Raw genomic sequence first — 26,146 nt, forward strand, 5'->3', positions numbered from 1 at the left:
GGAGTCCGGACATGTCGGTGAACAGCACGAACGGCTCAGCCGGTAAGAGCGGTACGGGCGACACGAACAGCACGAACGGCACGGGTGACACAGGCGGCAGCCCGAACACGGTGCTCGCCGCGGGCTGCGTGCTGTGGCGCCGCGCCCCGCACGGCAACGCCGGGCTTGAGCTGTGTCTGGTGCACCGCCCCAAGTACGACGACTGGTCCCACCCCAAGGGCAAGCTGCACCGCGGCGAGGACCCGCTGGCGGCCGCGCTGCGCGAGGTGCTGGAGGAGACGGGCCACCACTGCGTGCCGGGCGCACGCCTGGGCACGGTCCGCTATCCCGTGCAGGGCCGCGCCAAGCAGGTCGACTACTGGGCGGCCGAGGCGTCCGGCGGCGCGTTCCGGGCGAACGACGAGGTCGACCGGGTCCTGTGGCTGTCCCCCGCCGCCGCGCGTGAGCGGCTGACCCAGCCCCGCGACCGGCTGCTGGTCGACGCCCTGCTGACCGCCCTCCACACCGCCTGACCGTTCCGACCCCGGCTCCCGACCGGGAGCGCCCTTCCCGCCTCGGGCCCCGCCCGGTTCCGCCCCGACGGCGTGTCCGCCCACCGCCCCCGCCGGGCCTCCGTAGCGTGCTGATCTGCCGCCGGAACCGATTCCTCCGCCCGCGTACGCCCTCCCGAGCAGAGCCGCACCAGGCCGTCCATCACGGTTCACCTTCCGTTCACTCGCCCCCGTCGGCGGCTTCACCTGATCTGCCTAATTTCGGACGTACACGGTGACCGGCGCAGTGCCGCACCGACCACCCCGACGCACGCCGCCGTAGAAATACGACAACCGGCGGCTCTTGGAAGGAATCACCCGAAGTGAAGCTTTTGCGCAAGAACGGGCTGCGCGCCACCGCGCTCGGTGCCCTCGCCGTCTCCGGCGCCCTGGTTCTCACGGCGTGCGGATCGGACGACAACACCGACACGAGCGGCGACAGCAGCTCGTCGGCAGCCGCGAGCGCGCCGGCGGCCAACGCCGCGTGCGACGGCGCCAAGGGCCAGCTCCGCGCCTCCGGCTCCAGTGCGCAGGCCAACGCCCAGAACGTGTGGGCCAAGGGCTACATGGCCGCTTGCCCCGGCGTCGAGATCAACTACAAGGCCTCCTCCTCCGGTGAGGGCATCACCGCCTTCAACCAGGGTTCGGTCGGCTTCGCCGGTTCCGACTCGCCGCTGAAGCCCGAAGAGGTCACCGACTCCAAGAAGGTCTGCACCGGCGGCCAGGGCATCGACCTCCCGATGGTCGGCGGCCCGATCGCGATCGGTTACCACCTGGAGGGCGTGGACAACCTCACGCTCGACGCCCCGACCCTCGCCAAGATCTTCGCCACGAAGATCAAGAAGTGGGACGACCCGGCGATCAAGGCGCTCAACCCCGACGCGAAGCTGCCCGGCAAGGCGATCCAGCCCTTCCACCGCTCCGAGGACTCCGGCACCACGGACAACCTGGGCAAGTACCTGACCGCCGCGGCGCCGAAGGACTGGACGTTCGAGGGCGGCAAGTCGTGGCCCGCCCCCGGTGGCCAGGCCGCTTCCGGCTCCGCCGGTGTCGCCACGCAGGTCAAGCAGGTCGACGGCTCGATCGGTTACTTCGAGCTCTCCTACGCCACCTCGCAGCAGATCTCCACGGTCGACATCGACACGGGTGCCGCCACCCCGGCGAAGGCCACCACGGACAACGCGTCCAAGGCCATCGCCGCCGCGAAGGTCGTCGGCACGGGCAGCGACCTGTCGCTCAAGCTCGACTACACCACCAAGGCCGACGGTGCCTACCCGATCGTCCTCGTCACGTACGAGATCGTCTGCGACAAGGGCAACAAGCCCGACACGCTCGGCACGGTCAAGTCGTACCTGAACTACACGGCCAGCGACGAGGGCCAGAAGCAGCTCGCAGCCGCGGGCTACGCCCCGATCCCCACGGAGATCAACGCGAAGGTCCGCACGGCCATCGCCGCGCTCTCCTAGTCCTACCGACAGTACGTACGAGCCGGCCCGTCCTGCTCATCTGAAGGTTGACGGCGGCCGGCCCGGCATTCCTGCCGGGACCGGCCTTCCGTCGTCCACTCATCCGGTGCACCGCCGCCAGGGGAGCCGAAGCTCCCCCACACAGACCGGAAAGACCATGGCTACCACCACACCGATAGACACGCCCCCGCCGGCGCCGCCCGTCAACCGGCCCTCGGGCACCTCGACCGGCCGGGCGGGCGACAAAGTCTTCTCGGGCCTCTCCAGGGGCTCGGGCATCCTGCTGCTCGTCGTCATGGCGTCCATCGCCGGCTTCCTGACCTACCGGGCAGCCATCGCCATCTCGGGCGACCACGGAAACTTCCTCACCACCTTCGAATGGAACACCGGGCTCACCCCGCCCGTGTTCGGCATCGCGGTCCTGCTGGTCGGCACGATCGTCAGCTCGATCGTCGCGATGATCATCGCGGTGCCGATCGCCGTCGGTATCGCCCTGTTCATCTCGCACTACGCGCCCCGCAAGCTCGCGACGCCGATCGCCTACGTCGTGGACCTGCTCGCCGCGGTTCCCAGCATCATCTACGGCATCTGGGGTGCGATCGTCCTGGTGCCCTACCTTGAGGGCCTGAACCTCTGGCTCGACCACTACTTCGCCTGGACGTACATCTTCGACCAGACGCAGCCCGGCGTCGCCAGGAACATGTTCACCGTCGGCATCCTGCTGGCGATCATGATCCTGCCGATCGTCACCAGCGTCAGCCGCGAGGTCTTCCTCCAGGTGCCGCGGATGAACGAAGAGGCGGCCCTCGCGCTGGGCGCGACCCGCTGGGAAGTCATCCGGCTCTCCGTGCTCCCCTTCGGCCGCTCCGGCATCATCTCCGCCTCGATGCTGGGCCTCGGCCGCGCGCTCGGCGAGACGATGGCCGTCGCGACGGTCCTGTCGCCCAGCTATCTGATGTCGCTCCACCTGCTCGACCCGGGCGGCGGTACGTTCGCCCAGAACATCGCGGCGAAGTTCGACGAGGCCAACGAGTTCGGGCGGGACGCCCTGATCGCCTCCGGCCTGGTCCTCTTCGTCCTCACTCTGCTGGTGAACGGCGGCGCCCGGCTGATCATCGCCCGCCGCAAGGAGTACTCGGGGGCCAACGCATGAGCGACACAGCCGTACAGGACAAGCCCTCTCCCGTTCCCCCGCCGGACCACGGCGAGAACAGCATGAGCGCGCGCCGGCTGCCGCGCTGGGCAGGGGCGGGCTTCGCCGCCGCCGGGATCGTCGTCGGCGTGGCCGCCGGCGCGGGCGCCGGTCTTGACAGCAAGGTCCAGTGGGGCCTGATCGCCGTCATCGCCTTCATCGTCATCTCGTACGTCGTCACGACCGCCGTCGAGAACAAGCGCCAGGCCAAGGACCGGCTCGCCACCAGCATCGTCTGGGTGTGCTTCATCCTCGCCGTGATCCCGCTGTTCTCGCTGCTCTACACGACGATCAAGCGCGGGGTGAAGGTCCTCGACGGGAACTTCCTGACCCACTCCATGGGCGGGGTCATCAACACCGAGGCGGGTGGCGGTGTCTACCACGCCATCATCGGCACGCTGGAGCAGGTCGGTATCGCCACCGTAATCGCCGTGCCGATCGGGCTGCTGACCGCGGTCTACCTGGTCGAGTACGGCAAGGGCGCGCTGGCCAGGGCCGTCACGTTCTTCGTGGACGTCATGACGGGTATCCCGTCGATCGTCGCCGGTCTGTTCATCCTGTCGATCGTCCTGATCATCAAGGCGGGGCCTTCCGGCCTTGAGGGCTCGCTCGCGCTGACGATCCTGATGATCCCCGTGGTGGTCCGCTCCACCGAGGAGATGCTCAAGCTCGTACCGAACGAGCTGCGTGAGGCGGCGCTCGCCCTGGGCGTGCCGAAGTGGCGGATGATCCTGAAGGTGGTCCTGCCGACCGCGATCGGCGGTATCACCACCGGTGTCATGCTGGCCGTCGCGCGTATCGCCGGTGAGACGGCGCCGATCATCCTGCTCGTGTTCGGCAGCCAGTTCATCAACACGAACCCGTTCGAGGGTGCCCAGTCGTCGCTGCCCTTCTACATCTACGAGCAGTACCGCTACGGCAACCCGGCCAGCTACGACCGTGCCTGGGGCGCGGCGCTGGTGCTGATCGCGTTCGTCATGATCCTGAACCTCGTCGCCCGCGGTATCGCCCGCTGGAAGGCCCCGAAGACCGGCCGCTGAGGCCACGGAAAGAAGTGATTGACATGGCCAAGCGAATCGACGTCAGCGGACTCTCCGCGTACTACGGCAGCCACCGGGCGATCGACGACATCTCGATGACCGTGGAGCCCCGCTCGGTGACGGCCTTCATCGGCCCGTCCGGCTGCGGCAAGTCCACGTTCCTGCGCACGCTCAACCGGATGCACGAGGTCACGCCCGGCGGGCGGGTCGAGGGCAAGGTGCTGCTGGACGACGAGAACCTGTACGCGTCGACCGTCGACCCGGTCGCCGTGCGCCGTACGGTCGGCATGGTGTTCCAGCGGCCCAACCCGTTCCCGACGATGTCGATCTTCGACAACGTCGCTGCGGGGCTGCGGCTGAACGGCCGCTACGGCAAGCAGGAGCTCTCGAACATCGTCGAGAAGTCCCTGAAGAGCGCCAACCTCTGGAACGAGGTCAAGGACCGGCTGAACAAGCCGGGTTCCGGTCTCTCCGGCGGTCAGCAGCAGCGCCTGTGCATCGCCCGCGCCATCGCGGTCGAGCCGGACGTGCTGCTGATGGACGAGCCGTGCTCCGCGCTGGACCCGATCTCGACGCTCGCGATCGAGGACCTGGTCGGTGAGTTGAAGGAGCGCTTCACGATCGTCATCGTGACGCACAACATGCAGCAGGCGGCCCGCGTCTCGGACCGTACGGCCTTCTTCAACCTGTCGGCGGTCGGCCAGCCCGGCAAGCTCATCGAGATAGACGAAACCGAGCGGATATTCTCCAACCCGTCCGTGCCGGCGACGGAGGACTACATCTCCGGCCGCTTCGGATAGTTCGAACAGATCCGATCGGTCGGCAAGCCGTCTGCGGTGCTGCATGGCGGTGCCACCGCATGACGAAAGGGCCCGCCCCCTCTCCCAGGGGGCGGGCCCACATACGTTCAGGCGCGGAGGTACGTGTACGGCGCCGGCTCAGCCGAAGGCGGCGTTCACGATCCAGAAGCTGACCGCCGCGACCACGGCCGCCGCCGGCATCGTGATGAACCAGCCGAGGATGATGTTCTTCGCGACGCCCCACCGCACGGCGTTCACCCGCTTCGTCGCCCCGACACCCATGATCGCCGAGGTGATCACATGGGTCGTGGAGACCGGCGCCTGGAAGATGTAGGACGTCGAGTACAGGATCGCGGCGCCCGTCGTCTCGGCGGCGAACCCCTGCGGCGGGTCCAGCTCGATGATCTTGCGGCCGAGCGTGCGCATGATGCGCCAGCCGCCCGCGTACGTGCCGAGCGACAGCATCAGCGCGCAGACGACCTTCACCCAGACCGGGATCGGGTCGCTGAAGTTCTCGGAGCCGGAGATGACCAGGGCCATCATCACGACACCCATCGTCTTCTGGGCGTCCTGGAGACCGTGGCCGAGCGCCATGGCGGCGGCCGAGACGGTCTGGGCTATCCGGAAGCCGCGCTTCGTCTTGTGCGGGTTCGACCTGCGGAACAGCCACATGATCCCGACCATGATCAAATAGCCTACGACGAGGCCGACGATCGGGGAGAGGAACATGGGCACGACGACTTTCTCGACCACCCCGGACCAGATGACATCGCTGCCACCGGCCAGCGCGGCACCGACCAGCCCGCCGAACAGGGCGTGCGAGGACGAGGACGGCAGGCCGAAGTACCAGGTCCCGAGGTTCCAGACGACCGCGCCGACCAGCGCGGCGAAGAGGATGCCCATCCCCTTGTCGCCGGAGGGCGTGTCGATCAGCCCCTCGCTGACGGTCTTGGCGACTCCCTGCCCGAGGAACGCGCCCGCGAGATTCATCACGGCGGCCATGGCCAGAGCGGCACGAGGAGTCAGCGCACGGGTGGACACCGAGGTCGCGATCGCGTTCGCCGAGTCGTGGAAGCCATTGGTGTAGGTGAAACCGAGCGCGACACCGATGGTCACGATCAGAGCGAAGGTGTCCACGTGGGTCAGGACTCCTTGACCGTGATCGTCTCCACCGTGTTCGCGACGTGCTCGAACGCGTCGGCGGCCTCCTCGAGCACATCGACGATCTGCTTGAGCTTGAGCACCTCCATCGCGTCGTACTTGCCGTTGAAGAGATGGGCCAGCAGCTTGCGGTGGATCTGGTCAGCCTGGTTCTCCAGGCGGTTGACCTCGATCCAGTACTCGGTGAGGTTGTTCATCGTGCGCAGGTGCGGCATGGCCTCGGCGGTGAGATCCGCGGCCCTGGCCAGCACCTCGATCTGCTGCTCGACGCCCTTCGGCAGCTCTTCGACGTTGTAGAGGACGACGAGATCGACCGCCTCCTCCATGAAGTCCATGATGTCGTCGAGCTGCGAGGCCAGGTTGTAGATGTCCTCGCGGTCGAACGGCGTGATGAAGGAGGAGTTGAGCTGATGGAAGATCGCGTGGGTGGCGTCGTCCCCCGCGTGCTCCGCCGCCCGCATCCGCTCCGCGATCTCGGCTCTGGCGGAGGAATCCGCCCCGAGGAGTTCCATGAGGAGCTTGGAGCCCGTGACGATGTTGTCCGCGGAGGCGGAAAACATGTCGTAGAAGCTCGTCTCCCTTGGGGTCAGACGAAATCGCACCTGGGGTCCTCGGGTTACATGGAATTCGGTCAGGCTGATGCTAGATGAGTGCGCCCCCAGTGTCGCTCATCAGGAAACACCATCCGAACAGGCCCCCTGCCACCAGGTTGCCGACGGGGTATCATATACCTACCTGGGGTATATACCCCCGTTTCGGACACCGAAAGATCTCAGCCAGCCACCCCACAGGAGGACGCGATGACGACCACCGAAGCGGCCGGTTCGACGGCCGGCGAAGCGCCCTCCGCGACGGAGGGTGAAACCGGTCACGCGGTGCACGGATACCACCAGCAGAAGGACGAGCACCTCAAGCGGCTGCGCCGGATCGAGGGCCAGATCCGCGGTCTGCAGCGGCTCGTCGACGAGGACGTCTACTGCATCGACATACTCACCCAGGTCTCGGCCTCGACCAAGGCCCTGCAGTCCTTCGCGCTCCAGCTCCTGGAGGAGCACCTGCGGCACTGCGTCGCGGACGCCGCCGTACGGGGCGGCGAGGAGATCGACGCGAAGGTCGAGGAAGCGACGAAGGCGATCGCCCGGCTGCTGCGTACCTGAGAGCGTCGGGCGCAGGGGCGCAGCGAGCCGCACCCCTGCGTCGGATGGTCACATGACCACTCGGGTCACTCTGACGACTCGCGGCCACTCTCGGCCGCGACGTTCAGCACCTCGTCGATACGGTCAGGGCTGAGCCGGTCCTCGTCGGCGGCGGACGCCGCGATCATCAACTCTCCGCACAACTCGATCTCGGCGAGGGCCACGTGGTCCTGGACTGTCGCGGTAGGCAACGGAGCCACGTGCTATCACCTCTTCCTGCCGGTGTCTTCCTGCCGGTGTCGGCTTCCCAGCGTAGGGAGCACGACACTCCCCGCGCATGGCACGTCCGGACCATTTCCGCCACGATCTTGGAGGATTTCCGGTCACCGAGAGGCCCTGATACCCCGATTACCCGCTTTTGCCACTATTTGCCGCCGGTTGGCCGTGCTTGCGGGCGAAGATCCCGCTACCTGAACGGTACGTACCGCTACGTGACCTTCCCGGCGAAGATGTCGGCGCCGGGCGGCAGCGCCACCGTCACCGGCGTCCCGAAGCCGAAGAGGAGCGTCGTCGACGAGACCACCACCGTCTTCCCCTCGTTGACATAGCTGAAGCGGTGCCGCACCTTGCGCAGCCGTCCCGCCGCGTCGAGATACGCGTCGAACGGGACGACGTCCTTGGCGAACCCTTTCGCCGCGGCGGCCAGCGCCGCCCGCGTCCCGGCCGACGCCACCTTCGCCGCCTGCCCGATCTCCGTCACACCCCGGTAGTGCCACACCCGCGTGCCGGCCAGATCCTGCTCGGCGACGAAGCTCACATCGCGAGCGGTACGCAGCAGTTCGGCGGCGGCGAGCGGATCGGTCACCCCGCCGGTGACCAGATTTCCGTCGGCCAGCGCGGTCGAATCGACCCTGACCCATTTGTCGGCGGGCACCCCCGCGCCGCGGTTCTTCATGTACAGCACGCCGGGCGACAGCAGTTCGGTGATCGGCCGGTGCTCACTCGCGCCCGCCGGGTCCTTGGGCAGCGTCACGGTGAGCCGGCCGCGCCTGCGGCCGAAGTCGTACCCGCCCTCGCCCCTGATGGTCACCCGGGTGCCGCCGGCCGCCATCTCCATCGACGTACGGGCCTTGGCACTCCCCGAGGCGAGCAGCACATCGGCCGCCTTGCGCACCGCCCCCGGGTCGGCGCCCGGACGGTCGTCGGCCGCCGCGCCCGCGCCCGTCGTGCATCCGCCGGTCGTCGCGACGACCCCGGCCATGGTCACCGCCGCCAGGGCCACACCCCTGTGTCCGTGCTGCCGCACCGCCATCGCCTGCCAACCCCCAACGCCTTACCGCTGCTTGTCCGAAACTCCACCCGTTCCGGATAACGACGCCCGGCGTCGCCCGTCACGCCGGACCACCCGGCGAGGCGACCCCGGTACGGTGGAGGCGTGTGCGAGCAAGGCATCTCCGAAGCCCAGACCGCGTCCCCCCACACCACGTCGACCGTCGAGCGCGGTTCGTTCTGCACCGCCCGCTGCGCCTGCGGCTGGGCCGGCCCCGCCCGAAGATCACGCGACCTCGCCCGCAGGGACGCGCAGGCCCACATCGAGGAACAGCCGCAGGTCACGCAGGACTGAGACGGCGAAGCCGGGACACCCGCAAGAGGCGCGACGCACGCAGGACCCGTGCGCCGCGCGCCCCTTGTCCCTTTGTCGCGCTTTGCCACCCTCCTTTGTCACCTCTTCACCTCGTCCACGGAACCCGGCGGCTCCCGGGGATCGTCCCGCTCCGGGGAGGACCGCCCAGGTCCCCCGGTTCGCCGGTTCGCCGCCCGCTCGGAAGGCCGTCCCATGGTTCGTACCGTCCAACGCCGTACGCTGCTCGGCGCGGCGGCGGCGCTCGCCGCCACCGGCGCGCTGAGCGCCTGCTCCCCCGACGACGCGACTGCCGGGAAGGGCGGTGACTCCCCGGGCGGCTCCCCGTCGGGCGGCACCGGGCCGGCCGGCGGCGCCGCTTCGGCGAGCGCTTCGCCGGGCGCGCCGAGTTGGGGCGCGCTGGCCAAGGGGCTCGACGGCGAACTCGTACGCCCCGGGGACGCCGACTACGCCACGGCGCGCCAGCTCTACAACACGCGCTTCGACAACCTGAAGCCCGCGGCCGTCGCCTACGTCACGGGCGAGGGCGACATCAAGGAGTGCCTGGCCTTCGCCCGTACGCACCGCACACCGGTCTCCATACGCGGCGGCGGCCATTCGTACGCGGGCTGGTCGAGCGGCAACGGCCGGCTCGTGATCGACATATCGAAGCTCAACTCGCTCGACGGAGCCGGCGACGGCACGGTCGGCGCCGGCGCCAAACTCTCCGACGTCTACCGGGCCATGGCCGACCACGGCCGGACGATCCCGGCCGGGTCCTGCCCCACCGTGGGCGTCGCGGGACTGGCCCTCGGCGGCGGCCACGGCGTCACCGCCCGCGCGTACGGCCTCACCTGCGACAGCCTGACGTCCGCAACCCTCATCACGGCCGACGGCCGGCGGCTGACCGCCGACGCCGACGAGAACAAGGACCTCTTCTGGGCGCTGCGCGGCGCGGGCAACGGCAACTTCGGCGTCGTCACCGAGCTGCGCTTCGACACCCACCCGGCCCCCGAGGGCATCGCGGGCTTCATGAACTGGCCCTGGTCGAAGGCCGACACCCTGCTCGCCGCCTGGCAGGAGTGGGGCCCCGAGCAGCCGGACGAGATCTGGTCGTCGCTGCACCTGGACGCGGGCCCCGGCGGTGTCACCCCCACCCTCTCCCTCTCGGTCTTCTCGCTCGGCGACGAGGCCGGGCTGCACAACGCGGTCGACCGGCTCGCCGACGGCCCCGGCGGGCCTGGCCCCGCGAGTTCCGTCTCGATCAAGCCGCGCGGCTACGAGGACGCGATGCAGGTGTACGCGGGCTGCTCGGGCCTCACCGCCGAACAGTGCAAGCTCCCCGGCAGCACCCCGGGCCGCAGCAAGCAGGGCGGGCTGCACCGCGAGACGTACGCGGCGGCGTCGGACTTCTACGACCGCTCGCTGTCCCCGGCGGGCCGGCAGGCCCTCATATCCGCCGTGGAGGACTTCACCAAGATCCCGACGAGCCAGGGCGGCGGCAGCGGCTCCGTCGCCCTCACGGCGCTCGGCGGCGCGGTCAACCGCGTCGACCCGTCGGCCACGGCCTTCGTCCACCGGCGCTCGCGGATGCTGGCGCAGTACATCGGCTCCTGGCAGCAGGGCACCTCGGGCTCGGCCCAGCAGGGCTGGCTGAAGGGCGCGCACGGCGCGATGCGCCGGTACGCGTCGGGCGCCGCGTACCAGAACTACATCGACCCGACGCTGAAGGACTGGCGCAGCGCGTACTACGGCTCGGCGGCGGGGCGGCTGACGACGCTGAAGAAGCAGTACGACCCGGACCGGCTGTTCGACTTCCCGCAGGCGCTGTAACGGCGGTCGCCGCGGACGCGGTCGCCGCAGCGCTGCGGACCCGGCCGCTCCGGTAGCCCGTACGGCCCACCGAAGTGGCCGGAAGGACCGGCTGCCGGTGGCCTGTATGCATGCACCGTTACGGACCCCGGTCTGCCGCAGTCGTCGTCACCACCGCTCTGCTGCTCGCCCTCGGTCTCGCGACCGGTACGGCGGCCACCGCCGTCGACCGGCCGACGAAGCCGCGCGAGCTGACGCTCATCAACACCGCGAGCGGCGCGGCCCTGGCGGACGAGAAGGGCAACCCGCTGTATCTGCGGAAGGCCGACAAACCCGATGTGTCCGGCTGTACGGGCACGTGCGCGAAGACCTGGCCGGCCGCCGTGGGCTTCCCGACGAAGGCACGCGGGGTGACGGGGGACACCGGGCAGACGAAGCGGCTCGTGCCGGGCACCCGGCTGCCGCAGGTGATCTACGACCAGCACCCGCTGTACTACTACCGGAACGACGAGCCGAAGCACCCGCAGGGCCAGCACGTGGCGGGCTTCAGCCTGATCGCCCCGGACGGCTCGCCGCTCCCGGCGGCCGAGCCGGGGACCGGGGAGACGATCTCGTCGACGTCGCGGCCGAAGTCGGAGGTGACGGGGAGGGCGACGCGGTCCTCGACGCCGCGGGCGACGGCGACGGCCTCGGCATCCCGCCGACCGGCGGCGACGGCCTCCACGACGGCATCGCGCCGCCCGGCGGCGACTTCCCACCCGGCGACTTCCCACCCGGCGGCGACTCCCCGGCCGACCGCGACGTCCTCCCGGACCCCGTCCGCCACCCGGTCCACCATGCCGTCGTCGGGAACCGCGACGGGAGTCGCATCCGGCATCGCCTCCCCGCCGGGGTCGGCCTCCGCGGTGGTGGGGGCGGTCCAGGTGACGCCGTCCGGCGCCGCGCGCGGCGGCGCCGACCATCCGGCGCAGGCGGCCGACGCCTCGGCCCCGACGGGTCCCGCCGAGCTGTCCCTCGCGATCGGCGCCACGGCGGCAGCGGCGGCGGGCTCGCTGCTCGTCATCCGCCGGCTCCAGCGCCGAGCCGCGGGCGGGGACCACTGACCGTGAAGGCGACGGCGCCCGCGGACACCGCGATAAAGGTGCTGCTGGCCGTCGCCGGTCTGTGCGCCGTGGCCGCCGTACTGCTCCAGCTTCTCGCCCCGCGCCCCGCGCCGCCGCAGGCACCGGCGCAGTCGGCGGCCGAACCGCGGCAGATCCGGGTGACGGACGCGCACTCCGTGCCGGTACGGCTGCACATCCCGTCGCTCGGTGTCGACGCGGACATCCTGCCGCTGGGGCTCGACGCGACGGGCGCGCTGGAGGTGCCGGGGTTCCGCAACCCGATGCGGGTCGGCTGGTACGCCCTGGGCCCGCGCCCCGGCCAGCGCGGCCCCGCTGTGCTGGTCGGCCACCGGGACGCCCCCGCCAACGAGTACGAGCACGGCAGGCGCATCGGCGGCAACCACCTCAGGAAGGGCGTCTTCGCCAAGATCGGCCGGTTGCACGAAGGGGCCAGGATCGAGGCGGAGCTGGGCGACGGGCGGCGGCTGCCGTTCCGGGTGACGTCCGTCGAGACCTACCGGACGCGGCGGTTCCCGACGGCCCGGGTGTACGGGCCCGTGGCTCAGCCGCAGCTACGGCTGATCACCTGCGGCGGCGTGATCGACGCGCAGGGCCACTGGGACTCGAACGTGGTGGTCAGCGCCGTACAGACCGCCCCAGAAGGCTGACGGGCAGGGGCTGGCGGCGGTCAGGCGGCGAGGTTGTTGTCGTCGGGCCGGGGCTCGGGGATGTCCAGCGCGCGCGTACCGCCCGCGGTGAGCGCCGCCGCGTCCGCGGCGCGGGCGGAGCGGGAGCGTACGAACCAGCCCGCGAGGCCCGACCGGGAGACCGCCGACATCAGCGGGGTGAGCAGCGCGAGCGCGACGGGCGTGAGCAGCAGCGTGACGGCCGTGCCGAGGGCGAACCCGCCGATCACGTCCGTCGGGTAGTGCACCCCCATGTAGACGCGGCAGAACCCTTCGAGCAGCGCGAGGCCGATCGCGACGAGCCCGAACTTGCGGTGGACGATGAAGATCCCGACGCCGATCGCCATCGCCATCGTGGCGTGGTCGCTGACGAACGAGAAGTCGTCCTTGCCCGCGACGAGGACGTCCAGGCCCTTGTGGTCGACGAACGGCCTGTTGCGCCCGACGAAGTCCCGGATGGGGATGTTGACGAGCAGGGCGACACCGGCGGCGAGCGGCGCCCAGACGAGCCCGGCGACACCCGAGACGGAGTCCCCGGCCGTGCCGCGCCTGCGCACACTCCACCAGCTCCAGAGCACGACGAGCACGAGCCCGAGAAGAATGCCGTATTCGCCGACGAATTCCATGACGCGGTCGAACCACGAAGGGGCGTCCTTCGCGAGTCCGTTGATGTCGTAAAGCAGACTGACGTCGGGGTTCGACCCATCCAGTACGAGTCCAGCCATCTGCTGCGGCCCCTTGCCTTGTTGCCCGCTGCGACCGCACTTCCTCGTGCGTCGCTTCTACCAACCCCCGTGGTCAGTACGAGACGTGCTGCGTGATCAGTACCGCAGTCACAGTCCAGGGAACGGCCCACTCACCGTCTACGTTCCGCACTCCACCGAAAGATCACCATGACGTTATCGAAGAGTGACACGTCGTCGCAGTTCAGGACCCGCGCCCGACGGAGAGTTCCAGCCATCGGACCGGGTCGGCGCGGTCCGCGCCGCGATCGGCGTCAGGCCGCTGACCGGCTCTTCGGCAGGTCGGTGGGCAGCGATTTCGCGCCGTCGTCGGTAACTCGCGTCGCGCCGAAATAATCCGGGGAGTCGATCTTGTCGAACCTGATCACCGCGCCGGTGTAAGGAGCGTCGATCATGTATCCGCCGCCGACGTACATGCCGACGTGGTGAATGGCCCGGGAATTGTTGAGATCGTCCGAGAAGAAGACGAGATCACCGGGCAACAGCTCATTGCGTGCGGGATGCTCACCGGCGTTGTACTGATCGTTCGCGACGCGCGGCAGCTCGATCCCGACGCTGCGGTACGCGGCCTGCGTCAGCCCGGAGCAGTCGAACCGCCCGCCCTGCTCGGGCGTGCCGTTCCCACCCCACAGATAGGGCGTCCCGAGCTTCTGCTGCGCGAACTCGATGGCACCCGCGGCCTGTTGCGACGGCAGTATCCGCCCGGCGGGCGCGGTGAAGCTCTTGGCGAGGGTGCGGATGGTCTTGACGTAGTTCTGCGTCTCCTTGTACGGCGGAACCCCGCGGTACTTGATGACGGCGTACGCCCCCGCGTTGTACGCGGCGAGCATGTTGTCGGTGACGTCGCCGGGGACGTCCTTGACGTAGCTCGCCAACTCGCAGTCGTAGGAGGCGGCGGACATGATCCCGTCGGCGGGATCCCAGATGTCCTTGTCGCCGTCCCCGTCCCCGTCGACGGCGTGCGCGTCCCAGGTGCCGGGGATGAACTGCCCGATGCCGCGGGCGTTGGCGGGGGACTGCGCGGAGGGGTTCCAGCCGCTCTCCTGATAGATCTGCGCGGCGATCAGCGCGGAGTTGACGGCGGGACAGGTTTCGCCGGCCCGCTGGACGAGCGTCCGGTACGCGGCGGGCACAGCCCCCTTGGCCAACCCGACAGCCCCCCCACCCCCGGCCCCGGCGATCCCGGAGGCGGCGGCAAAGGTCCCGACGACGAGAACCCCGACGAACGTAACCCCGACCCCACCAAGCGCCCCCGCGACGAGCCAGGCCTTACGCACCGTCAAACGCCCTTCGGGAGAGGGACACCACGACTGTCAGGGGCCAGTGTAGGCGGGGAGGGGAGGGATCAGGGGGTGGCGGGCGAGGACGACGCAAGAGGTTCGCTGGATGACCAAAAGTCGTCGTGCACGTCTGGTGGTTGCGGGTACTCACCGGCCCGGTCGGGCGTGTTCGGCGGGGTCGCCGGGGCGGAGACGGGCGATTCGCGGAAGCAGGGGGTGGTGACGGAGAGAAAGAACTGCCCGCGGCCGCCTACGGCGACGCGCATCCGGAAGTCTTCCGGTGTTGACGCAAAAATCGCTGGCAAGTCCTTGTCGTTATCTACGCTCGTGATCCGGAATCCGTGCCTCTTCCAGTTGCGCTCCACGACACCGAGCAGACTTCCGCGCCTCACTTCTGAGACGACGGTCATGACTGCGATGCGACGCTTCACCGAACCAGTTCCCTGCGAATCATTCTTGAAGTCGGTGCACGAGCTTTCATTCGACGGCCCGTGGGTCCAGCGTAGTTCCGGCGTAACTCCGGAGAGCGTCTGCTGCATGATCATGTCCGCTTTTTCGGCTGCCGCCTGCATATTCATGCCACGCCTGTCCTTTTCAACCTTATCTGCGTCCGGATTCCCCCCGCATCCTTCCACCATGACTAGCAGGAGGATTGCGACAACGAGGCGCACGGCTTTCATCGGGGCTCCTGAGTACTGATCTTGTGGCTCTGGCCAGCTACGATCTTCGCGATGTTCTGAGCAGATTCCTCGTCCTTCTTTTCCTCGAAGTACCCCGAGTGCGCGTCAAAGCCGCCCATGTCAGCGATGGGGCGCGGCCCATCCCCCACCCGGAAACGTTGCGCGCCGAAGGCCGCATGCGCTGGGTCCGTCCCGTACCAGAGCTCGCGGTCGTCGGCCTGTGCGTCTTGCGCGAGGAAGGCTGTCGCGCCTCCCAGGACACCTCCGACACCGGCCCCCACGGGGCCGCCCACGACACTGCCGATCATTGCGCCGCCCATCGCACCCTGCGCCATGCCACGCCCTTCGATCTTGGCCGGCATCGCCGTGACCGGGTCGTTGTCCGCCGCACCGACGAATACGTGATGGCGTCCGACCCCCAGCTCGTCCGCAGTCTTGGCTCCGGTGCCTGGGCTCCCGACCAGAACAATGTCGTCAGCGCCCGGAATGCCGCCGTGCCGCTGCGCCGCCTGACCAACGGTGAGCGACCCGTACGAATGCCCGATCGCTGTCACGTGAGGGTCTTCCGCCTGGTTCGTTGCCGAGATGCCGGCCATGAATTCGTTGTACGCGGTTGCTCCGGTCACCGCGCGGTCCGCGAACATGACATCCGAGTTGCCCGTGATGTCATCGGCGGAAAGCTGCGGTGCGTCGTATCCGAGCCACACGATCGACGCACTGGAAGGGTCATACTCGCGTGCCCCAACAGCCGTCTCCCGTGCCCTCGCGAGGTCATTCACCGCGAACCCTTTGTCCAGCGCCGTCCCCAAGCCCGGTACATACGCCGATACATTCCTCGCCGTATCCGGATTCCCGTACGCCACGATCGCCCGGCCGTTCCCCTCGTCTCCGATTCCCAGCAAATACATCGGCGGCACCCTCGGGTCCACCGACCTGAGCTGGCGGTCGATTTCCCGTAGGCCCTCCAGGCGCGTGCGCGACTCCGCGTCATCCTGGGCCGTGAGTTTTCCGATCAGGAGTTGGAGGTTGTCGCGGTTCGCCGCGTCGCGTACGTCCGACGGGATGCCGTCCAGGTTGCCGATCCGGTCCGGGAAGACCGCCAGGTATTCCTCGCGGGCCTCCTGGGTCAGCCCCTCCCACCAGGCCTTGCGGGCCGCCGGGGACTTGTCCGCCGGGATCGCGTCGCTCAGGTACTCGTCCGCCAGGCCCCGGACCGCGGCCGCGTCCCCGTACGTATCCGTCCACGTCGCCGACGTGACCCCCAGGCCCTCCTGGGCCGTCAGTTTTCGCAGCGTGCGCGTGTACCGGCTGTCGATGTCCCGCGCTTCGAACAGCGCACGCGCGATGCGGTCCGCGATCTCCTGGGCCTTCGCCGCGTTCGGGTTCAGGCCCGACGGGCCCGGCAGCGCCGACGGCGACGGCGGCGACGGCGCCGGCCCCAGGTCCGGCGGGCGCAGCAGCCGGCCCGCGCTCGTGCCGCCCGGCGGCCGCTGCGCCGTCAGCGTCGGTTCGCCCGCCGGCGGGTAGCTCACCGACCCGTCCTCGTGCACGCTGAACCGCAGGCCGTCCGCGTCGTCCAGCGCCCGGCGCAGCTCCCGCTGCGGCGCCCTCAGCTCGTTCGCGAAGCTGTTCAGCGTCGTACGGACCAGGCCGCACTCCGTGTAGATGTACTGGAAGTCCCGGCTCAGCACCCGCAGCCGCGCCACCGCCGCCTGCGCCGCCGCGCCCTCCTGCGTGGTCGCCAGCCCGACCAGGACCTGCTTGTCGATACGGTCCCGCGCCGCGTCCGCGCGGTTGCTCGCCCTGCCCCAGCCGTCGGCCGCGCCCTCCAGCTCCGCGCAGTCCAGCGTCCGTAACTGGGCCAGCGTCAGACCTCCCGCGCAGTCCGGCGTCACCGGCCGTCCCCCGGCGCCAGCCGCCCGAACGACGACCTGATCGCCGTCTCGATCTCACCCTGGTCCCTCGCCACCGCCCGCAGGCCGGCCGAGAGCCCGCCGCACTCCCCCATCGCCCGCTCGACGCGCCGCTCCCACGACCCCCGTACCGCCCCCAGCACCGCCGCGACGCCCAGGCCCGCCGTACCCGCCGTCAGACCGTCGTGCGCCGCCGCGAAGTCCTCCCGTACCCGCCCGAGGTCCGTACGCAGCGCCTCCGCCGCGCCCGCCGCGCTGGTCCACGGCCCCGCGCTGTGCCGCAGAGAGGGGCCACTGCCGGCCGCCCCCAGCCCCGCCTCCTCGATCAGCGATCGCCACTTGCCCGTATCCGAATGCGCCGTCATGCCCTCGCCCCGTTCTTCCGGTTCCGGCGGCACCCTCCCAAAGCCCGAACCGATGACATGCCGGGCCGGCCGGCGGCGGACCGGGACTGGAGACCCTCCGCGGCGGGCATATTCGCCCATGTGATGGGCCGTTCGACGGACGGGCGGGCGGCGCGGCACCCTTCGTGAGGTTCACCCGTACGGTGGGCGGACCAACCGACGGACCGTCACCACCCGTCGTGCCGAGTGATCTTGCGCCAAGGTGGAACAACGACAGTCATTGCCCGGAGTCACGCACCGTGATACACAGAGTCACCATGCGCGTCCTCACATACACCGGTCCGCGCCAGGTCAGAGCACTGCGGTCGGTCATATGTGCGGGGATCGGGTAAAGAGACCCGCCAAGCGGCATACGAGGCCGGTTCCATCAGCGAAGATAGAGCGTGACCCATGCCGTGCGGCACGGGCAGTGAACAACCCAACAGGGGTGGTGAGTTACATGTACCTGGCGGCCGACAAGGGCGACATCTCCACCATCATCGGTGGCATCGCCCCGAACTGGGGTCCGTTCGGCAGTCTCGGGAACGAAGCCAAGGTGATGATCGAGGTCGTGATGGCCGTTGCCATTCTCCTCTGCCTCGGTATCGCGATCTGGGGCGCGGCGAAGCAGCGGATCGGCGCGACAGCACTGAGGGACACGTTCAGCGCCGAGCAGGGCAAGGGGTTGATCGTCGCCGGACTGACCGGCGTCTTCATCATCGGCTCGCTCGGCACGCTGTTCACCATCGTGTACGGGATGGCCGTCTGACCACCCGTCCGATCCCCCCGTCCCATCCCCCGCCCCGCCACCGACACCACCCGTCCTTCGCGCCCACCGGCTGAGGTTGCGTCTCCCTGATGTCCAGTCACCACACCCCGCCCGCGCGGGAACCAGGACGGCTACCGTCGTACTACGAGGCACCGCAATCGGTCGAGGGAGCACACGCGGCATGAGCTTCGGTGACGAGCAGGGTTACGGCGGCGACGCGAACCGCGCCGACGACGGCTTCGGCGGCTCCGGGCAGACGCGCACCCGCCTGCCCGACGGCCGCGGCGGCGACGCGTACGGCGGCGGGCGCCGGCCCGCGCGCGCTTCGCGCTCGCTGGTCACAGTGGTCGGGGTCGTCGTCGTCCTCATCGCGGCGATCGCTTTCGCGAATCGCGGCGGCGGGGACGACAAGACGCCGTCCGCCGGCGCCAAGGGCGCGGCGGCCGACCCGACGGCGGCCTCGGGCGTGAAGCCGGTCACGGGGGCGAACGGCACGAACGGGGCGATCCCGGCGGGCTTCGCGAAGGACGAACAGGGCGCGGCGAGCGCGGCGGCCAACTACGCGGTGGCCCTGGGCTCGGACGGCATGTTCAACCCCGCCTCCCGGCGGGACATCGTCACCGCCACGTACGACCCGGCGACCGTGAACAGCCTCCTCAGCAGCCTCGACCAGGCCTACTCAGCGGCCTTCTTCAAGAACATCGGTCTCAACGAGGACGGCAGCACACCCCCCGGGCTCACCTTCGTGTCCCGGACGATCCCCGTCGGCACCAAGGTCACCGAGCTGAACGGCGACATGGCCACCGTCGAGGTGTGGTCGACCGGTCTCGTGGGACTCGCCGGCACCGCGTCGACCAAGCCCGTGACCGAGACGTGGTTCACCCTCACGGAGAAGCTCAAGTGGCTCGGCAACGACTGGAAGATCTCGTCCTCCAGCCAGGTCGACGGCCCCACGCCGGTCAGCGGCGACAACCGCGCTTCCTCCGCGGGCGACATCGCGAAGGCTGTCCAGGGATACGGAGGCTTCACCTATGCCCGGTAGCACCGGCCTGACCGGCATCACCGGCAGCGGCCCACGGCGCTTCGCGCGCTCGCTCCTCCTCACGCTCACCGGCGTGCAGGCGTCCTTGTTCCTGCTCGCCGCCCGAGCCGCCGCAGCACCGTCTCCCAGCCCCTCGCCCACCGCCAGCAAAGACACCTGCGACCTCATCAAGGGGATGGCCAGGGAGTACTGCGAGGACGACCCGTCGACCCCCGGCGGCGGCGGGCCACCGAACGCGGACACCGCCCTCGACCCCCTCTCCTCCCTCGCCAAAGGCTGCGCCGACGCCGCCTCCTGGATCATCGGCAAGCTCAGCGACGCCGTCACCTCCACCGCCAACGTCGACTTCACCAACCCCGCGTTCCTCCGGCAGTACGCCGTCGTGTTCGCCGCCTCCACCGTGCTCACGCTCGTCCTGTGGCTGCTCGCCGTCGCCAAGCGGGCCATTCGCGGGGTGCCGCTGTCCACCGCGCTCTCCGAGGCCATCGGGTTCCTCTGGCTGACCGTCCTCGCCTCCGCCTTCACGCCGCTGATCCTCTACACCGTCGTCTCGGCGACCGACAGCGTCACGCAGGTCATCTCCAGCTCCACCGGCGGCCACACCGACGTCTTCTTCGGCGGCTTCGCCGACGCCCTCAAGAAGGGCGACGACATCGGCGGCGGGCCGATCATGCTCATCGTCGTCTCGCTGGTGTCGATCCTCGCCGCCGGCGTCCTCTGGCTCGAACTGGTCATCAGAGCCGCCCTGCTGTACGTCGGCGCGCTCCTCGGCACCGTCGTCTACGCCGGGCTCGTCGACAAGAACATGTGGGGCCACGTCCGCCGCTGGGCCGGCATCATGATCGCCGTGATCATGGTGAAGCCCGTGATCGTCGTCGTACTCGGCCTCGCCGGCGCGCTCTCCTCCGACAAGGGCCCCGACAGCTTCTCCGCCGTCGTCTCCGGACTCGCCATAATCCTCCTCGCGATCTTCGCCTCCGCGATGATCTACCGCTTCGTGCCCGGCTTCGGCGACGAGATCGCCTCGTCACGCACCAACCGCAAGCAGGCCACCGACGGCTCCCAGGCCGCGGCCCTCATCAGCTCCCCCGCCGCCCTCGTCTCCCAGGGCATCAAGACCCACAGCAGCCGCAACAACGGCGACGGCGGAGGCGGCGGTGGAGGGGGCGGCGGCGGCCGGTCGGGGAATTCACTCGCCGGCGGCGTCGCCGCGCACAGTTCCCGTACGCCCCAGTCCGGGGGTCAGTCCGGGGGCGGGTCGGGCGGCGGACATGTCCCCTCCGCCGCACCCCCGCCCCGCAGCAGCAGCCCGACCAGCGGCACCCCGCACAGCGCCCGCCACAGCGGCGGCCCCGGCGGTCCAGGTAACAAGAGCACAGGAGGTGGCGGGCGTTGACGACCCAGGCCCAACCCATCGCGCCCCGCCGTACGTATCTCGTCGGCCGCGCCCGGCCGAACGCGATCGTCGGCAAGAACCGCGAGACCGGCGAGATCGCGCTCATCATCGGCGGCGCGTTCCTCGGCATGATGTGCGGTCTCCTGGTGCCCGTCCTGCCGCTGCGGATCGTCACGCTCATGGGCTTCCCGCTCATCGCGCTCGCCGCGGTGTACGTGCCGTACAAGCACCGCACGTTCTACAAGTGGTTCGAGATCAACCGCAGCTTCAAACGCACCCTGCGCAACGGCACCACCTACCGCTCCGCCGCCATGGAGTCCGGCACGCACATCGACGGCCGCGAGGTCGAGGTCGGCCCGCCGCCCGGCATCGGCCGGATCAACTGGCTCGCCGCGCCCTTCGGCCCCGACGAGATCGCCGTCCTGCTCCACGCCGACCGCCGTACCGTCACCGCCGCCATCGAGATCGAGGGCCCCGGCGTCGGACTGCGCGACAGCGAGGACCAGGAAGCCCTCGTCGACCGCTTCGGCACCCTCCTCAAGCACGTCGCCAACGGCGACGGCTTCGTCACCCGCCTCCAGATGCTCGCCCGCACGCTCCCCGCCGACCCCGACGCCCACGCCAAGGACGTCGCCCAGCGCGGCGACGCCGCCTCCCCCGGCTGGCTCCAGGAGTCGTACGACCAGCTCCAGTCGATGGTCTCCACCTCCAGCGAGCAGCACCGCGCGTACCTCGTCGCCTGCATGCACTTCACCCGCGAACTCGCCGCCGAGGCCCAGACCATGGCCCGCGCCGCCCGGCAGGCCGGCGGCCCGAAGAAGCTCGACAACGACGCGGGACTCGCCGTCGTCATGGCCCGCGAGCTGACCGACATCTGCGCCCGCCTCGCCGAGGCCGACATCCGGGTACGCCAGCCCCTCGGCCAGGGCAGGCTCGCCTCCCTCGTCCACTCCATGTACGACCCGGACCACCCCATCGACCACATCCAGGCCATGACGAAACGAAACGCCTGGCCGGCCGAGCTGGACGCGATGGAACCGACGTACCTCCAGGCCAAGACCCGCGAGTCGTCGACCCGCCAGCCCTGGTGCCACTCCACGGCCTGGGTCAAGGAATGGCCGATGACCCCGGTCGGCGTCAACTTCCTCGCCCCGCTGCTCGTCCACACCCCCGACGTCATCCGCACCGTCTCCGTCACGATGGATCTCGAACCCACCGAGATCGCCATCGAGCGGATGCTGACGGAGAAGACGAACGACGAGGCCGAGCGCAACCGCCAGGCCAAGATGAACCGCACGGTCGACCCGCGCGACATGGCGGCCCACGGCCGGATGGACCAGCGGGGTGAAGATCTCGCCAGCGGTGCGGCCGGCGTCAACCTCGTCGGGTACATCACTGTGTCGTCCCGTAACCCCGACGCCCTGGCCAGGGACAAAAGGACGATCAGGGCCTCGGCCGGCAAGTCGTATCTGAAGCTGGAGTGGTGCGACCGCGAACACCACCGGGCCTTTGTGAACACCTTGCCGTTCGCGACCGGCATCCGCCGCTAACCGATGGCCGACTGCCGAGAAAGGGGCCTGTGATGCGAGATCCGCTGTCCATCGTCACGGACGCCTTCACCAGCTTCCTCTTCGGAGCTGTGGAGACGACCCGGCTGCCCGTCCGCACCTCGACGGGCCAGGCGCAGGCCATCTACCTGCCCACCGCCGCACCCGGCCTCGGCGACTCCGGGGTGATCATCGGCCGCGAGGTCTACAGCGGGAAGGGCTACATCTACGACCCCTTCCAGCTCTACGGGCAGCAGCTCCCCGCCCCGCACTGGCTGGTGCTCGGCGAGTCCGGCAACGGCAAGTCGGCGCTGGAGAAGACGTACGTCCTGCGCCAGCTCCGCTTCCGCGACCGCCAGGTCGTCGTCCTCGACGCCCAGGGCGAGGACGGCGCGGGCGAATGGGCCCTGATCGCTCGCCAGCTCGGCATAACCCCCATCCGTCTCGACGCCATGGCCGCCCTGGACGACGGGATCCGGCTCAACCCGCTCGACCCCGCCATCACCACGACCGGCCAGCTCGCCCTGCTCCGCACCATCATCGAAGTCGCCATGGGCCACGGCCTGGACGAGCGCTCCGGCTTCGCGCTCAAGGTCGCGCACGCCTACGTCAACGAGACCATCGTGGAGCGCCAGCCGGTCCTGATGGACATCGTCGACCAGCTCCGCCACCCCGAGCCCGAGTCCGCCGAGGCGATGAACGTCGACATAGACGACGTACGGGCCTGGGGCCTGGACGTCGCCCTCGTCCTCGACCGCCTGGTCGACGGCGACCTGCGCGGCATGTTCGACGGCCCGACGACCGTCGGCATCGACCTCGACGCGCCGCTGATCGTCTTCGACCTCTCGCACATCGACCGCAACTCGATCGCGATGCCGATCCTGATGGCGATCGTCGGCGTCTGGCTGGAGCACACCTGGATCCGCCCCGACCGCAGGAAGCGCATCTTCCTGGTCGAGGAGGCCTGGCACATCATCAACTCCCCCTTCGTCGCCCAGCTCTTCCAGCGGCTGCTGAAGTTCGGCCGGCGGCTCGGCCTCTCGTTCGTCGCCGTCGTCCACCATCTCTCGGACGTCGTCGACGGAGCCGCCGCGCGGGAAGCCGCGGCCATCCTCAAGATGGCCTCGACCCGAACGATCTACGCCCAGAAGGCCGACGAGGCGAGAGCCACCGGCCGGGTGCTCGGGCTGCCGCGGTGGGCCGTGGAGATCATCCCGACGCTCACCCCCGGCATCGCCGTCTGGGACGTCAACGGCAACGTCCAGGTCGTCAAACACCTGGTGACGGAGGCCGAACGCCCCCTGGTCTTCACCGACCGGGCCATGACGGAGAACTCGGAGGCGTCCGACGCGGCCGACGCGCTGGAAGCCGGCGGCGGACTGCCCGCCGACGTACAGGCCGCCGAGTGGGAGGCGGAACAGCGGGCGGCCCTGATGGAGCGGCAACGCCAGTTCAACGAGTCCTCCGAGTCGACGGTGGCGTGACATGCCGGCCCGCGACGACCGACCGTCAGGCGCCGGTGCGGGCGCAGGCTCGGGCCGGCAGGGGGGCATCCCCGACGGCCTGCTGCTGGCGCTGCTCGCCTTCCTGCTCGGCCTGACGATCCTCGTCTGGACGTCGACCGGTCTCGCCGGGCTCTTCTCGCACGGCGGCTGGCCGGACGGGGTGACCTTCGGCCGGACGCCGCTGGCGCTGCGCGAACTGGTGACGAAGCCGCACGACGTGGCGGGCGCCTGGCCGGCCACGCCGCCCGCGCAGCTCTCCGGATACGGGCTGTTCTGGGGGCTGCTGATCAGCCAGCTCATGGTGCTGACCGTGCTGACGGTCTTCGCCATGGGGGTACTGACGCGCTGGCGGCTGGTACGGAAGCGGCGGAAGCAGTACCCGGAGTACACGGAGTATCCGCAGTACCCGGAGCACCCCGGGGGCCCGGCGGCCGGCGCGGGCGGGGGACAGGGCACGGGTGTGGAGCGGCAGATGCCTCCGGCGCCCGTACCGGCCCCTGTGCCGACCCAGGCACCGCCTCAGCCGCCGGTCCAACCGATGCCGGTCCAGCCGATGCCGGTCCAGGAACAGCACGTACAGCAACAGCCCCCCGCCGCCGAACCCGAGCGGATCGTCATCGCCGCCGTCCCTGCGGCCGTCCCCGCGCCGCGCGCTGCCCCGCAGGTGCGCTACGGCGACCGGCACACCCGCCGCCCGGCAGCCATACAGGCCATCCGGGACGCCGAAGGCCCGGCGCTCGTCGTCACGTCCGACCCGACCGTATGGGCCGAGACCAAGGACGCGCGGGCGAAGCTCGGGCCGGTCCTCGTGTACGACCCGGGGCACCTGTGCGACACCCCGGCCCGGCTGCACTGGTCGCCGACAGCCGGCTGCACCGACGCCACGACCGCGGCCGCCCGCGCGGCGGCGCTGCTGGCCCCCGTACGGCCCCGCGCCCTGATCGACGCGGCGATGGCCGACACGGCGGAGACCCTGCTGCGCTGCTGGCTGCACGCGGCGGCGGTCGACGGCCGGCCGTTCAAGCAGGTACACAGATGGGCGCAGGGCGGCAGCGCCCAAGAGGCGGTACGGATCCTGCGTACGCACGCGAAGGCCGCGTCGGGACTGGCGGGACTGCTGGAGTCCGCGTACACCGCGCACCCTCAACGGCGGGAGATCGCCCAGCAGTTGACGGCACGGGCACTGTCGTCGCTGTCCTCGATCCATATCCGCGAGACCTGCACGCCGAATCGGACAGATTCGCTGACGCTGGAATCTTTCGTCGCCGAGGGGGGCACGCTTTACGTAGTGGGCGAGCCGATCGAGGATCCCCGCTCGCGCCCCGGCGCGATGCCCCTGCTCACGGCACTCTCCTCAAGCGTGGTCGAGCACGGCCGCCGCATGGCCGCACGGTCATCTGACGGCCGGCTCGACCCACCACTCACCCTGGTCCTGGACGATGTGGCGGCCGTCGCCCCGCTGCCGTCCCTGCCGGAACTGCTCGCCACGGGCAGATCGCAGGGCCTGCCCGCGCTGGCGCTGCTGCGCTCACGGGAACAGGGCCGCGACCGCTGGCCGGACCACGAGCTGCCGTACGAGGAGCCGCTCCACGAGGCGCCACTCCGGCCTTCGCCCCCTGGGTGAGCGGCGTGTGAACGGTCAGTCTTCGGGGCGGGCGATCGCCAGCTCCAGCTCCTCCACCGAGGAATGAGACGCGAACCGGACGGTGCCGCCGGTCGGCTCGAACCCGATCCGCCGATAGGCCCCCTGCGCCCGCAGGTTCTCCGGGTGGACATGGAGCAGTACGCGGCCCAGCTTCGGCGCCTCGACCGACCACGCCCAGTCCAGGGCGGCGCCGATCAGCTTCCCGATCAGCCCGGTGCCGCGCTGCTCGGGCCGTACGAAGACACCGACGACAAGCCCCTGCGCCTCCTTCACCTCGACGCCCCCGAAGTCCGTCGTCCCCGCGTCCTCGATCAACAGGACCACCGAGCCGGCCCAACTGCCGTCCGGCGCCTCGGCGATGAACTGGCCGGCCGGGGCGCCGGGCAGGGCGGTGGCTCGCGCGGAGCGCTCCTGCCAGAACGAGTCGGGCTCTTGGAGGGCGTTCTCGTACGTATCGAGGAAGGCGACCGGAGCGGCCGGATCCTGGAGCGCGATCAGCCGAAGCTCCCGCGCCTTGGCCCATTCGTCGGCACGAGCCGCCCGTATCACATGGTTCATGCACAGATCGTGCGGGCAGACCGGCCGGCTAGGCAACTTGTTTTGAACGCAGAAAAGCCCCCGCACCGTGAGGTGCAGGGGCTTCCCTGTTCTTACCAAAGATTGTTCGGCGGCGTCCTACTCTCCCACAGGGTCCCC

General features: G+C 70.0%; 26 protein-coding genes. 16 read left to right on the forward strand and 10 right to left on the reverse strand.

The window, feature by feature from the left end:
• Window positions 1-11: 11 nt before the first annotated feature.
• The 5 genes from ACZ63I_RS26885 to pstB all read left to right on the forward strand — a co-directional run bounded on the left by ACZ63I_RS26885 (window position 12) and on the right by pstB (window position 5,028).
• On the forward strand, window positions 12-512 hold the full coding sequence (locus ACZ63I_RS26885) for an NUDIX hydrolase (protein WP_469341619.1): 501 nt from the start codon (window positions 12-14) through the stop codon (window positions 510-512).
• A gap of 341 nt (window positions 513-853) precedes the next feature.
• Complete coding sequence (pstS, locus tag ACZ63I_RS26890) at window positions 854-1,996, forward strand: phosphate ABC transporter substrate-binding protein PstS (RefSeq protein ID WP_469341620.1); 1,143 nt, start codon at window positions 854-856, stop codon at window positions 1,994-1,996.
• Between the two features lie 157 nt (window positions 1,997-2,153).
• Entirely contained in the window at window positions 2,154-3,149 is a 996-nt protein-coding gene (gene pstC, locus ACZ63I_RS26895; protein ID WP_469341622.1) for a phosphate ABC transporter permease subunit PstC, read from the forward strand.
• Window positions 3,146-4,228 carry a phosphate ABC transporter permease PstA gene (pstA, locus tag ACZ63I_RS26900; protein ID WP_469341623.1) on the forward strand — a complete coding sequence of 361 codons (1,083 nt, stop codon included), beginning with the start codon at window positions 3,146-3,148 and terminating at the stop codon, window positions 4,226-4,228. Before pstC ends, pstA begins: the two co-directional genes overlap by 4 nt.
• Window positions 4,229-4,251: 23 nt before the next feature.
• Window positions 4,252-5,028 carry a phosphate ABC transporter ATP-binding protein PstB gene (gene pstB / locus ACZ63I_RS26905; RefSeq protein WP_469341625.1) on the forward strand — a complete coding sequence of 259 codons (777 nt, stop codon included), beginning with the start codon at window positions 4,252-4,254 and terminating at the stop codon, window positions 5,026-5,028.
• A 138-nt stretch (window positions 5,029-5,166) separates the two neighbouring features.
• Here pstB and ACZ63I_RS26910 read toward each other — a convergent pair whose 3' ends face one another.
• Together ACZ63I_RS26910 and ACZ63I_RS26915 are read right to left on the reverse strand one after the other, a co-directional pair.
• On the reverse strand, window positions 5,167-6,165 hold the full coding sequence (locus ACZ63I_RS26910; RefSeq protein WP_469341627.1) for an inorganic phosphate transporter: 999 nt from the start codon (window positions 6,163-6,165) through the stop codon (window positions 5,167-5,169).
• Window positions 6,166-6,170: 5 nt separating this feature from the next.
• Complete coding sequence (locus ACZ63I_RS26915; protein ID WP_040023684.1) at window positions 6,171-6,791, reverse strand: DUF47 domain-containing protein; 621 nt, start codon at window positions 6,789-6,791, stop codon at window positions 6,171-6,173.
• Between the two features lie 198 nt (window positions 6,792-6,989).
• Here ACZ63I_RS26915 and ACZ63I_RS26920 point away from each other — a divergent pair, with 198 nt between their 5' ends.
• A complete protein-coding gene (locus ACZ63I_RS26920; protein ID WP_469341628.1) occupies window positions 6,990-7,346 on the forward strand; it encodes a metal-sensitive transcriptional regulator in 357 nt (118 codons plus the stop codon).
• Window positions 7,347-7,411: 65 nt separating this feature from the next.
• Here the strand turns inward: ACZ63I_RS26920 and ACZ63I_RS26925 are convergent, their stop codons facing one another.
• The gene (locus ACZ63I_RS26925; RefSeq protein ID WP_469341629.1) at window positions 7,412-7,585 is read right to left on the reverse strand and encodes a hypothetical protein; all 174 of its coding nucleotides are present in this window, start codon (window positions 7,583-7,585) and stop codon (window positions 7,412-7,414) included.
• A gap of 227 nt (window positions 7,586-7,812) precedes the next feature.
• Complete coding sequence (locus ACZ63I_RS26930; protein WP_469341630.1) at window positions 7,813-8,637, reverse strand: SCO4651 family lipoprotein; 825 nt, start codon at window positions 8,635-8,637, stop codon at window positions 7,813-7,815.
• 123 nt (window positions 8,638-8,760) lie between these two features.
• On the opposite strand from ACZ63I_RS26930, the gene ACZ63I_RS26935 reads away from it, so the two are divergent.
• The 4 genes from ACZ63I_RS26935 (at window position 8,761) to ACZ63I_RS26950 (ending at window position 12,529) form a co-directional block, all read left to right on the forward strand.
• A complete protein-coding gene (locus ACZ63I_RS26935) occupies window positions 8,761-8,949 on the forward strand; it encodes a hypothetical protein (RefSeq protein WP_469341633.1) in 189 nt (62 codons plus the stop codon).
• Between the two features lie 213 nt (window positions 8,950-9,162).
• Complete coding sequence (locus ACZ63I_RS26940; RefSeq protein ID WP_469341634.1) at window positions 9,163-10,779, forward strand: FAD-binding oxidoreductase; 1,617 nt, start codon at window positions 9,163-9,165, stop codon at window positions 10,777-10,779.
• 110 nt (window positions 10,780-10,889) lie between these two features.
• Entirely contained in the window at window positions 10,890-11,861 is a 972-nt protein-coding gene (locus ACZ63I_RS26945) for a COG4315 family predicted lipoprotein (RefSeq protein WP_469341636.1), read from the forward strand.
• 2 nt (window positions 11,862-11,863) lie between these two features.
• On the forward strand, window positions 11,864-12,529 hold the full coding sequence (locus ACZ63I_RS26950; protein ID WP_469341637.1) for a sortase domain-containing protein: 666 nt from the start codon (window positions 11,864-11,866) through the stop codon (window positions 12,527-12,529).
• A gap of 20 nt (window positions 12,530-12,549) precedes the next feature.
• On the opposite strand, the gene ACZ63I_RS26955 is transcribed toward ACZ63I_RS26950, so the two are convergent.
• The 5 genes from ACZ63I_RS26955 to ACZ63I_RS26975 all read right to left on the reverse strand — a co-directional run bounded on the left by ACZ63I_RS26955 (window position 12,550) and on the right by ACZ63I_RS26975 (window position 17,528).
• Window positions 12,550-13,272, reverse strand: coding sequence for a phosphatase PAP2 family protein (locus ACZ63I_RS26955; RefSeq protein ID WP_469341638.1), 723 nt, complete (start codon window positions 13,270-13,272; stop codon window positions 12,550-12,552).
• A gap of 272 nt (window positions 13,273-13,544) precedes the next feature.
• The gene (locus ACZ63I_RS26960) at window positions 13,545-14,567 is read right to left on the reverse strand and encodes an NlpC/P60 family protein (RefSeq protein ID WP_469341640.1); all 1,023 of its coding nucleotides are present in this window, start codon (window positions 14,565-14,567) and stop codon (window positions 13,545-13,547) included.
• A 68-nt stretch (window positions 14,568-14,635) separates the two neighbouring features.
• On the reverse strand, window positions 14,636-15,250 hold the full coding sequence (locus ACZ63I_RS26965) for a hypothetical protein (protein ID WP_469341641.1): 615 nt from the start codon (window positions 15,248-15,250) through the stop codon (window positions 14,636-14,638).
• Window positions 15,247-17,145, reverse strand: a complete 1,899-nt coding sequence (locus ACZ63I_RS26970) for an alpha/beta hydrolase (RefSeq protein WP_469341642.1) — start codon at window positions 17,143-17,145, stop codon at window positions 15,247-15,249. The genes ACZ63I_RS26965 and ACZ63I_RS26970 overlap by 4 nt, the downstream gene beginning before the upstream one ends.
• Window positions 17,142-17,528 carry a hypothetical protein gene (locus tag ACZ63I_RS26975; RefSeq protein WP_469341643.1) on the reverse strand — a complete coding sequence of 129 codons (387 nt, stop codon included), beginning with the start codon at window positions 17,526-17,528 and terminating at the stop codon, window positions 17,142-17,144. The genes ACZ63I_RS26970 and ACZ63I_RS26975 overlap by 4 nt, the downstream gene beginning before the upstream one ends.
• Before the next feature lie 478 nt (window positions 17,529-18,006).
• Between ACZ63I_RS26975 and ACZ63I_RS26980 the strand changes: the two genes are divergently transcribed.
• The 6 genes from ACZ63I_RS26980 (at window position 18,007) to ACZ63I_RS27005 (ending at window position 25,429) form a co-directional block, all read left to right on the forward strand.
• Complete coding sequence (locus ACZ63I_RS26980) at window positions 18,007-18,315, forward strand: hypothetical protein (RefSeq protein WP_041986745.1); 309 nt, start codon at window positions 18,007-18,009, stop codon at window positions 18,313-18,315.
• 181 nt (window positions 18,316-18,496) lie between these two features.
• Entirely contained in the window at window positions 18,497-19,357 is an 861-nt protein-coding gene (locus tag ACZ63I_RS26985; protein WP_469341644.1) for a hypothetical protein, read from the forward strand.
• Window positions 19,347-20,753, forward strand: a complete 1,407-nt coding sequence (locus tag ACZ63I_RS26990) for a hypothetical protein (RefSeq protein WP_469341645.1) — start codon at window positions 19,347-19,349, stop codon at window positions 20,751-20,753. The genes ACZ63I_RS26985 and ACZ63I_RS26990 overlap by 11 nt, the downstream gene beginning before the upstream one ends.
• Window positions 20,750-22,303: an SCO6880 family protein gene (locus ACZ63I_RS26995; RefSeq protein ID WP_469341646.1), complete on the forward strand. Its 1,554-nt coding sequence runs from the start codon at window positions 20,750-20,752 to the stop codon at window positions 22,301-22,303. The genes ACZ63I_RS26990 and ACZ63I_RS26995 overlap by 4 nt, the downstream gene beginning before the upstream one ends.
• A gap of 32 nt (window positions 22,304-22,335) precedes the next feature.
• Entirely contained in the window at window positions 22,336-23,784 is a 1,449-nt protein-coding gene (locus ACZ63I_RS27000; protein WP_469341647.1) for an ATP-binding protein, read from the forward strand.
• Between the two features lies 1 nt (window position 23,785).
• Window positions 23,786-25,429, forward strand: a complete 1,644-nt coding sequence (locus ACZ63I_RS27005) for a TraM recognition domain-containing protein (protein WP_469341648.1) — start codon at window positions 23,786-23,788, stop codon at window positions 25,427-25,429.
• A 15-nt stretch (window positions 25,430-25,444) separates the two neighbouring features.
• Here the strand turns inward: ACZ63I_RS27005 and ACZ63I_RS27010 are convergent, their stop codons facing one another.
• Window positions 25,445-26,008, reverse strand: a complete 564-nt coding sequence (locus ACZ63I_RS27010; RefSeq protein WP_469341649.1) for a GNAT family N-acetyltransferase — start codon at window positions 26,006-26,008, stop codon at window positions 25,445-25,447.
• Window positions 26,009-26,146 lie beyond the last annotated feature (138 nt).

It is taken from the genome of Streptomyces sp. NPDC087906 (assembly GCF_055584925.1).

Excerpts from the sequence above, each read along its gene's own strand:
- ACZ63I_RS26885 (WP_469341619.1), top strand. The coding sequence starts at position 12 with ATGTCGGTGAACAGCACGAACGGCTCAGCCGGTAAGAGCGGTACGGGC.
- pstC (WP_469341622.1), top strand. The coding sequence starts at position 2,154 with ATGGCTACCACCACACCGATAGACACGCCCCCGCCGGCGCCGCCCGTC.
- pstA (WP_469341623.1), top strand. The coding sequence starts at position 3,146 with ATGAGCGACACAGCCGTACAGGACAAGCCCTCTCCCGTTCCCCCGCCG.
- pstB (WP_469341625.1), top strand. The coding sequence starts at position 4,252 with ATGGCCAAGCGAATCGACGTCAGCGGACTCTCCGCGTACTACGGCAGC.
- ACZ63I_RS26920 (WP_469341628.1), top strand. The coding sequence starts at position 6,990 with ATGACGACCACCGAAGCGGCCGGTTCGACGGCCGGCGAAGCGCCCTCC.
- ACZ63I_RS26930 (WP_469341630.1), bottom strand. The coding sequence starts at position 8,637 with ATGGCGGTGCGGCAGCACGGACACAGGGGTGTGGCCCTGGCGGCGGTG.
- ACZ63I_RS26940 (WP_469341634.1), top strand. The coding sequence starts at position 9,163 with ATGGTTCGTACCGTCCAACGCCGTACGCTGCTCGGCGCGGCGGCGGCG.
- ACZ63I_RS26945 (WP_469341636.1), top strand. The coding sequence starts at position 10,890 with ATGCACCGTTACGGACCCCGGTCTGCCGCAGTCGTCGTCACCACCGCT.
- ACZ63I_RS26955 (WP_469341638.1), bottom strand. The coding sequence starts at position 13,272 with ATGGCTGGACTCGTACTGGATGGGTCGAACCCCGACGTCAGTCTGCTT.
- ACZ63I_RS26965 (WP_469341641.1), bottom strand. The coding sequence starts at position 15,250 with ATGAAAGCCGTGCGCCTCGTTGTCGCAATCCTCCTGCTAGTCATGGTG.
- ACZ63I_RS26975 (WP_469341643.1), bottom strand. The coding sequence starts at position 17,528 with ATGACGGCGCATTCGGATACGGGCAAGTGGCGATCGCTGATCGAGGAG.
- ACZ63I_RS26980 (WP_041986745.1), top strand. The coding sequence starts at position 18,007 with ATGTACCTGGCGGCCGACAAGGGCGACATCTCCACCATCATCGGTGGC.
- ACZ63I_RS26985 (WP_469341644.1), top strand. The coding sequence starts at position 18,497 with ATGAGCTTCGGTGACGAGCAGGGTTACGGCGGCGACGCGAACCGCGCC.
- ACZ63I_RS26990 (WP_469341645.1), top strand. The coding sequence starts at position 19,347 with ATGCCCGGTAGCACCGGCCTGACCGGCATCACCGGCAGCGGCCCACGG.
- ACZ63I_RS27000 (WP_469341647.1), top strand. The coding sequence starts at position 22,336 with ATGCGAGATCCGCTGTCCATCGTCACGGACGCCTTCACCAGCTTCCTC.
- ACZ63I_RS27005 (WP_469341648.1), top strand. The coding sequence starts at position 23,786 with ATGCCGGCCCGCGACGACCGACCGTCAGGCGCCGGTGCGGGCGCAGGC.
- ACZ63I_RS27010 (WP_469341649.1), bottom strand. The coding sequence starts at position 26,008 with ATGAACCATGTGATACGGGCGGCTCGTGCCGACGAATGGGCCAAGGCG.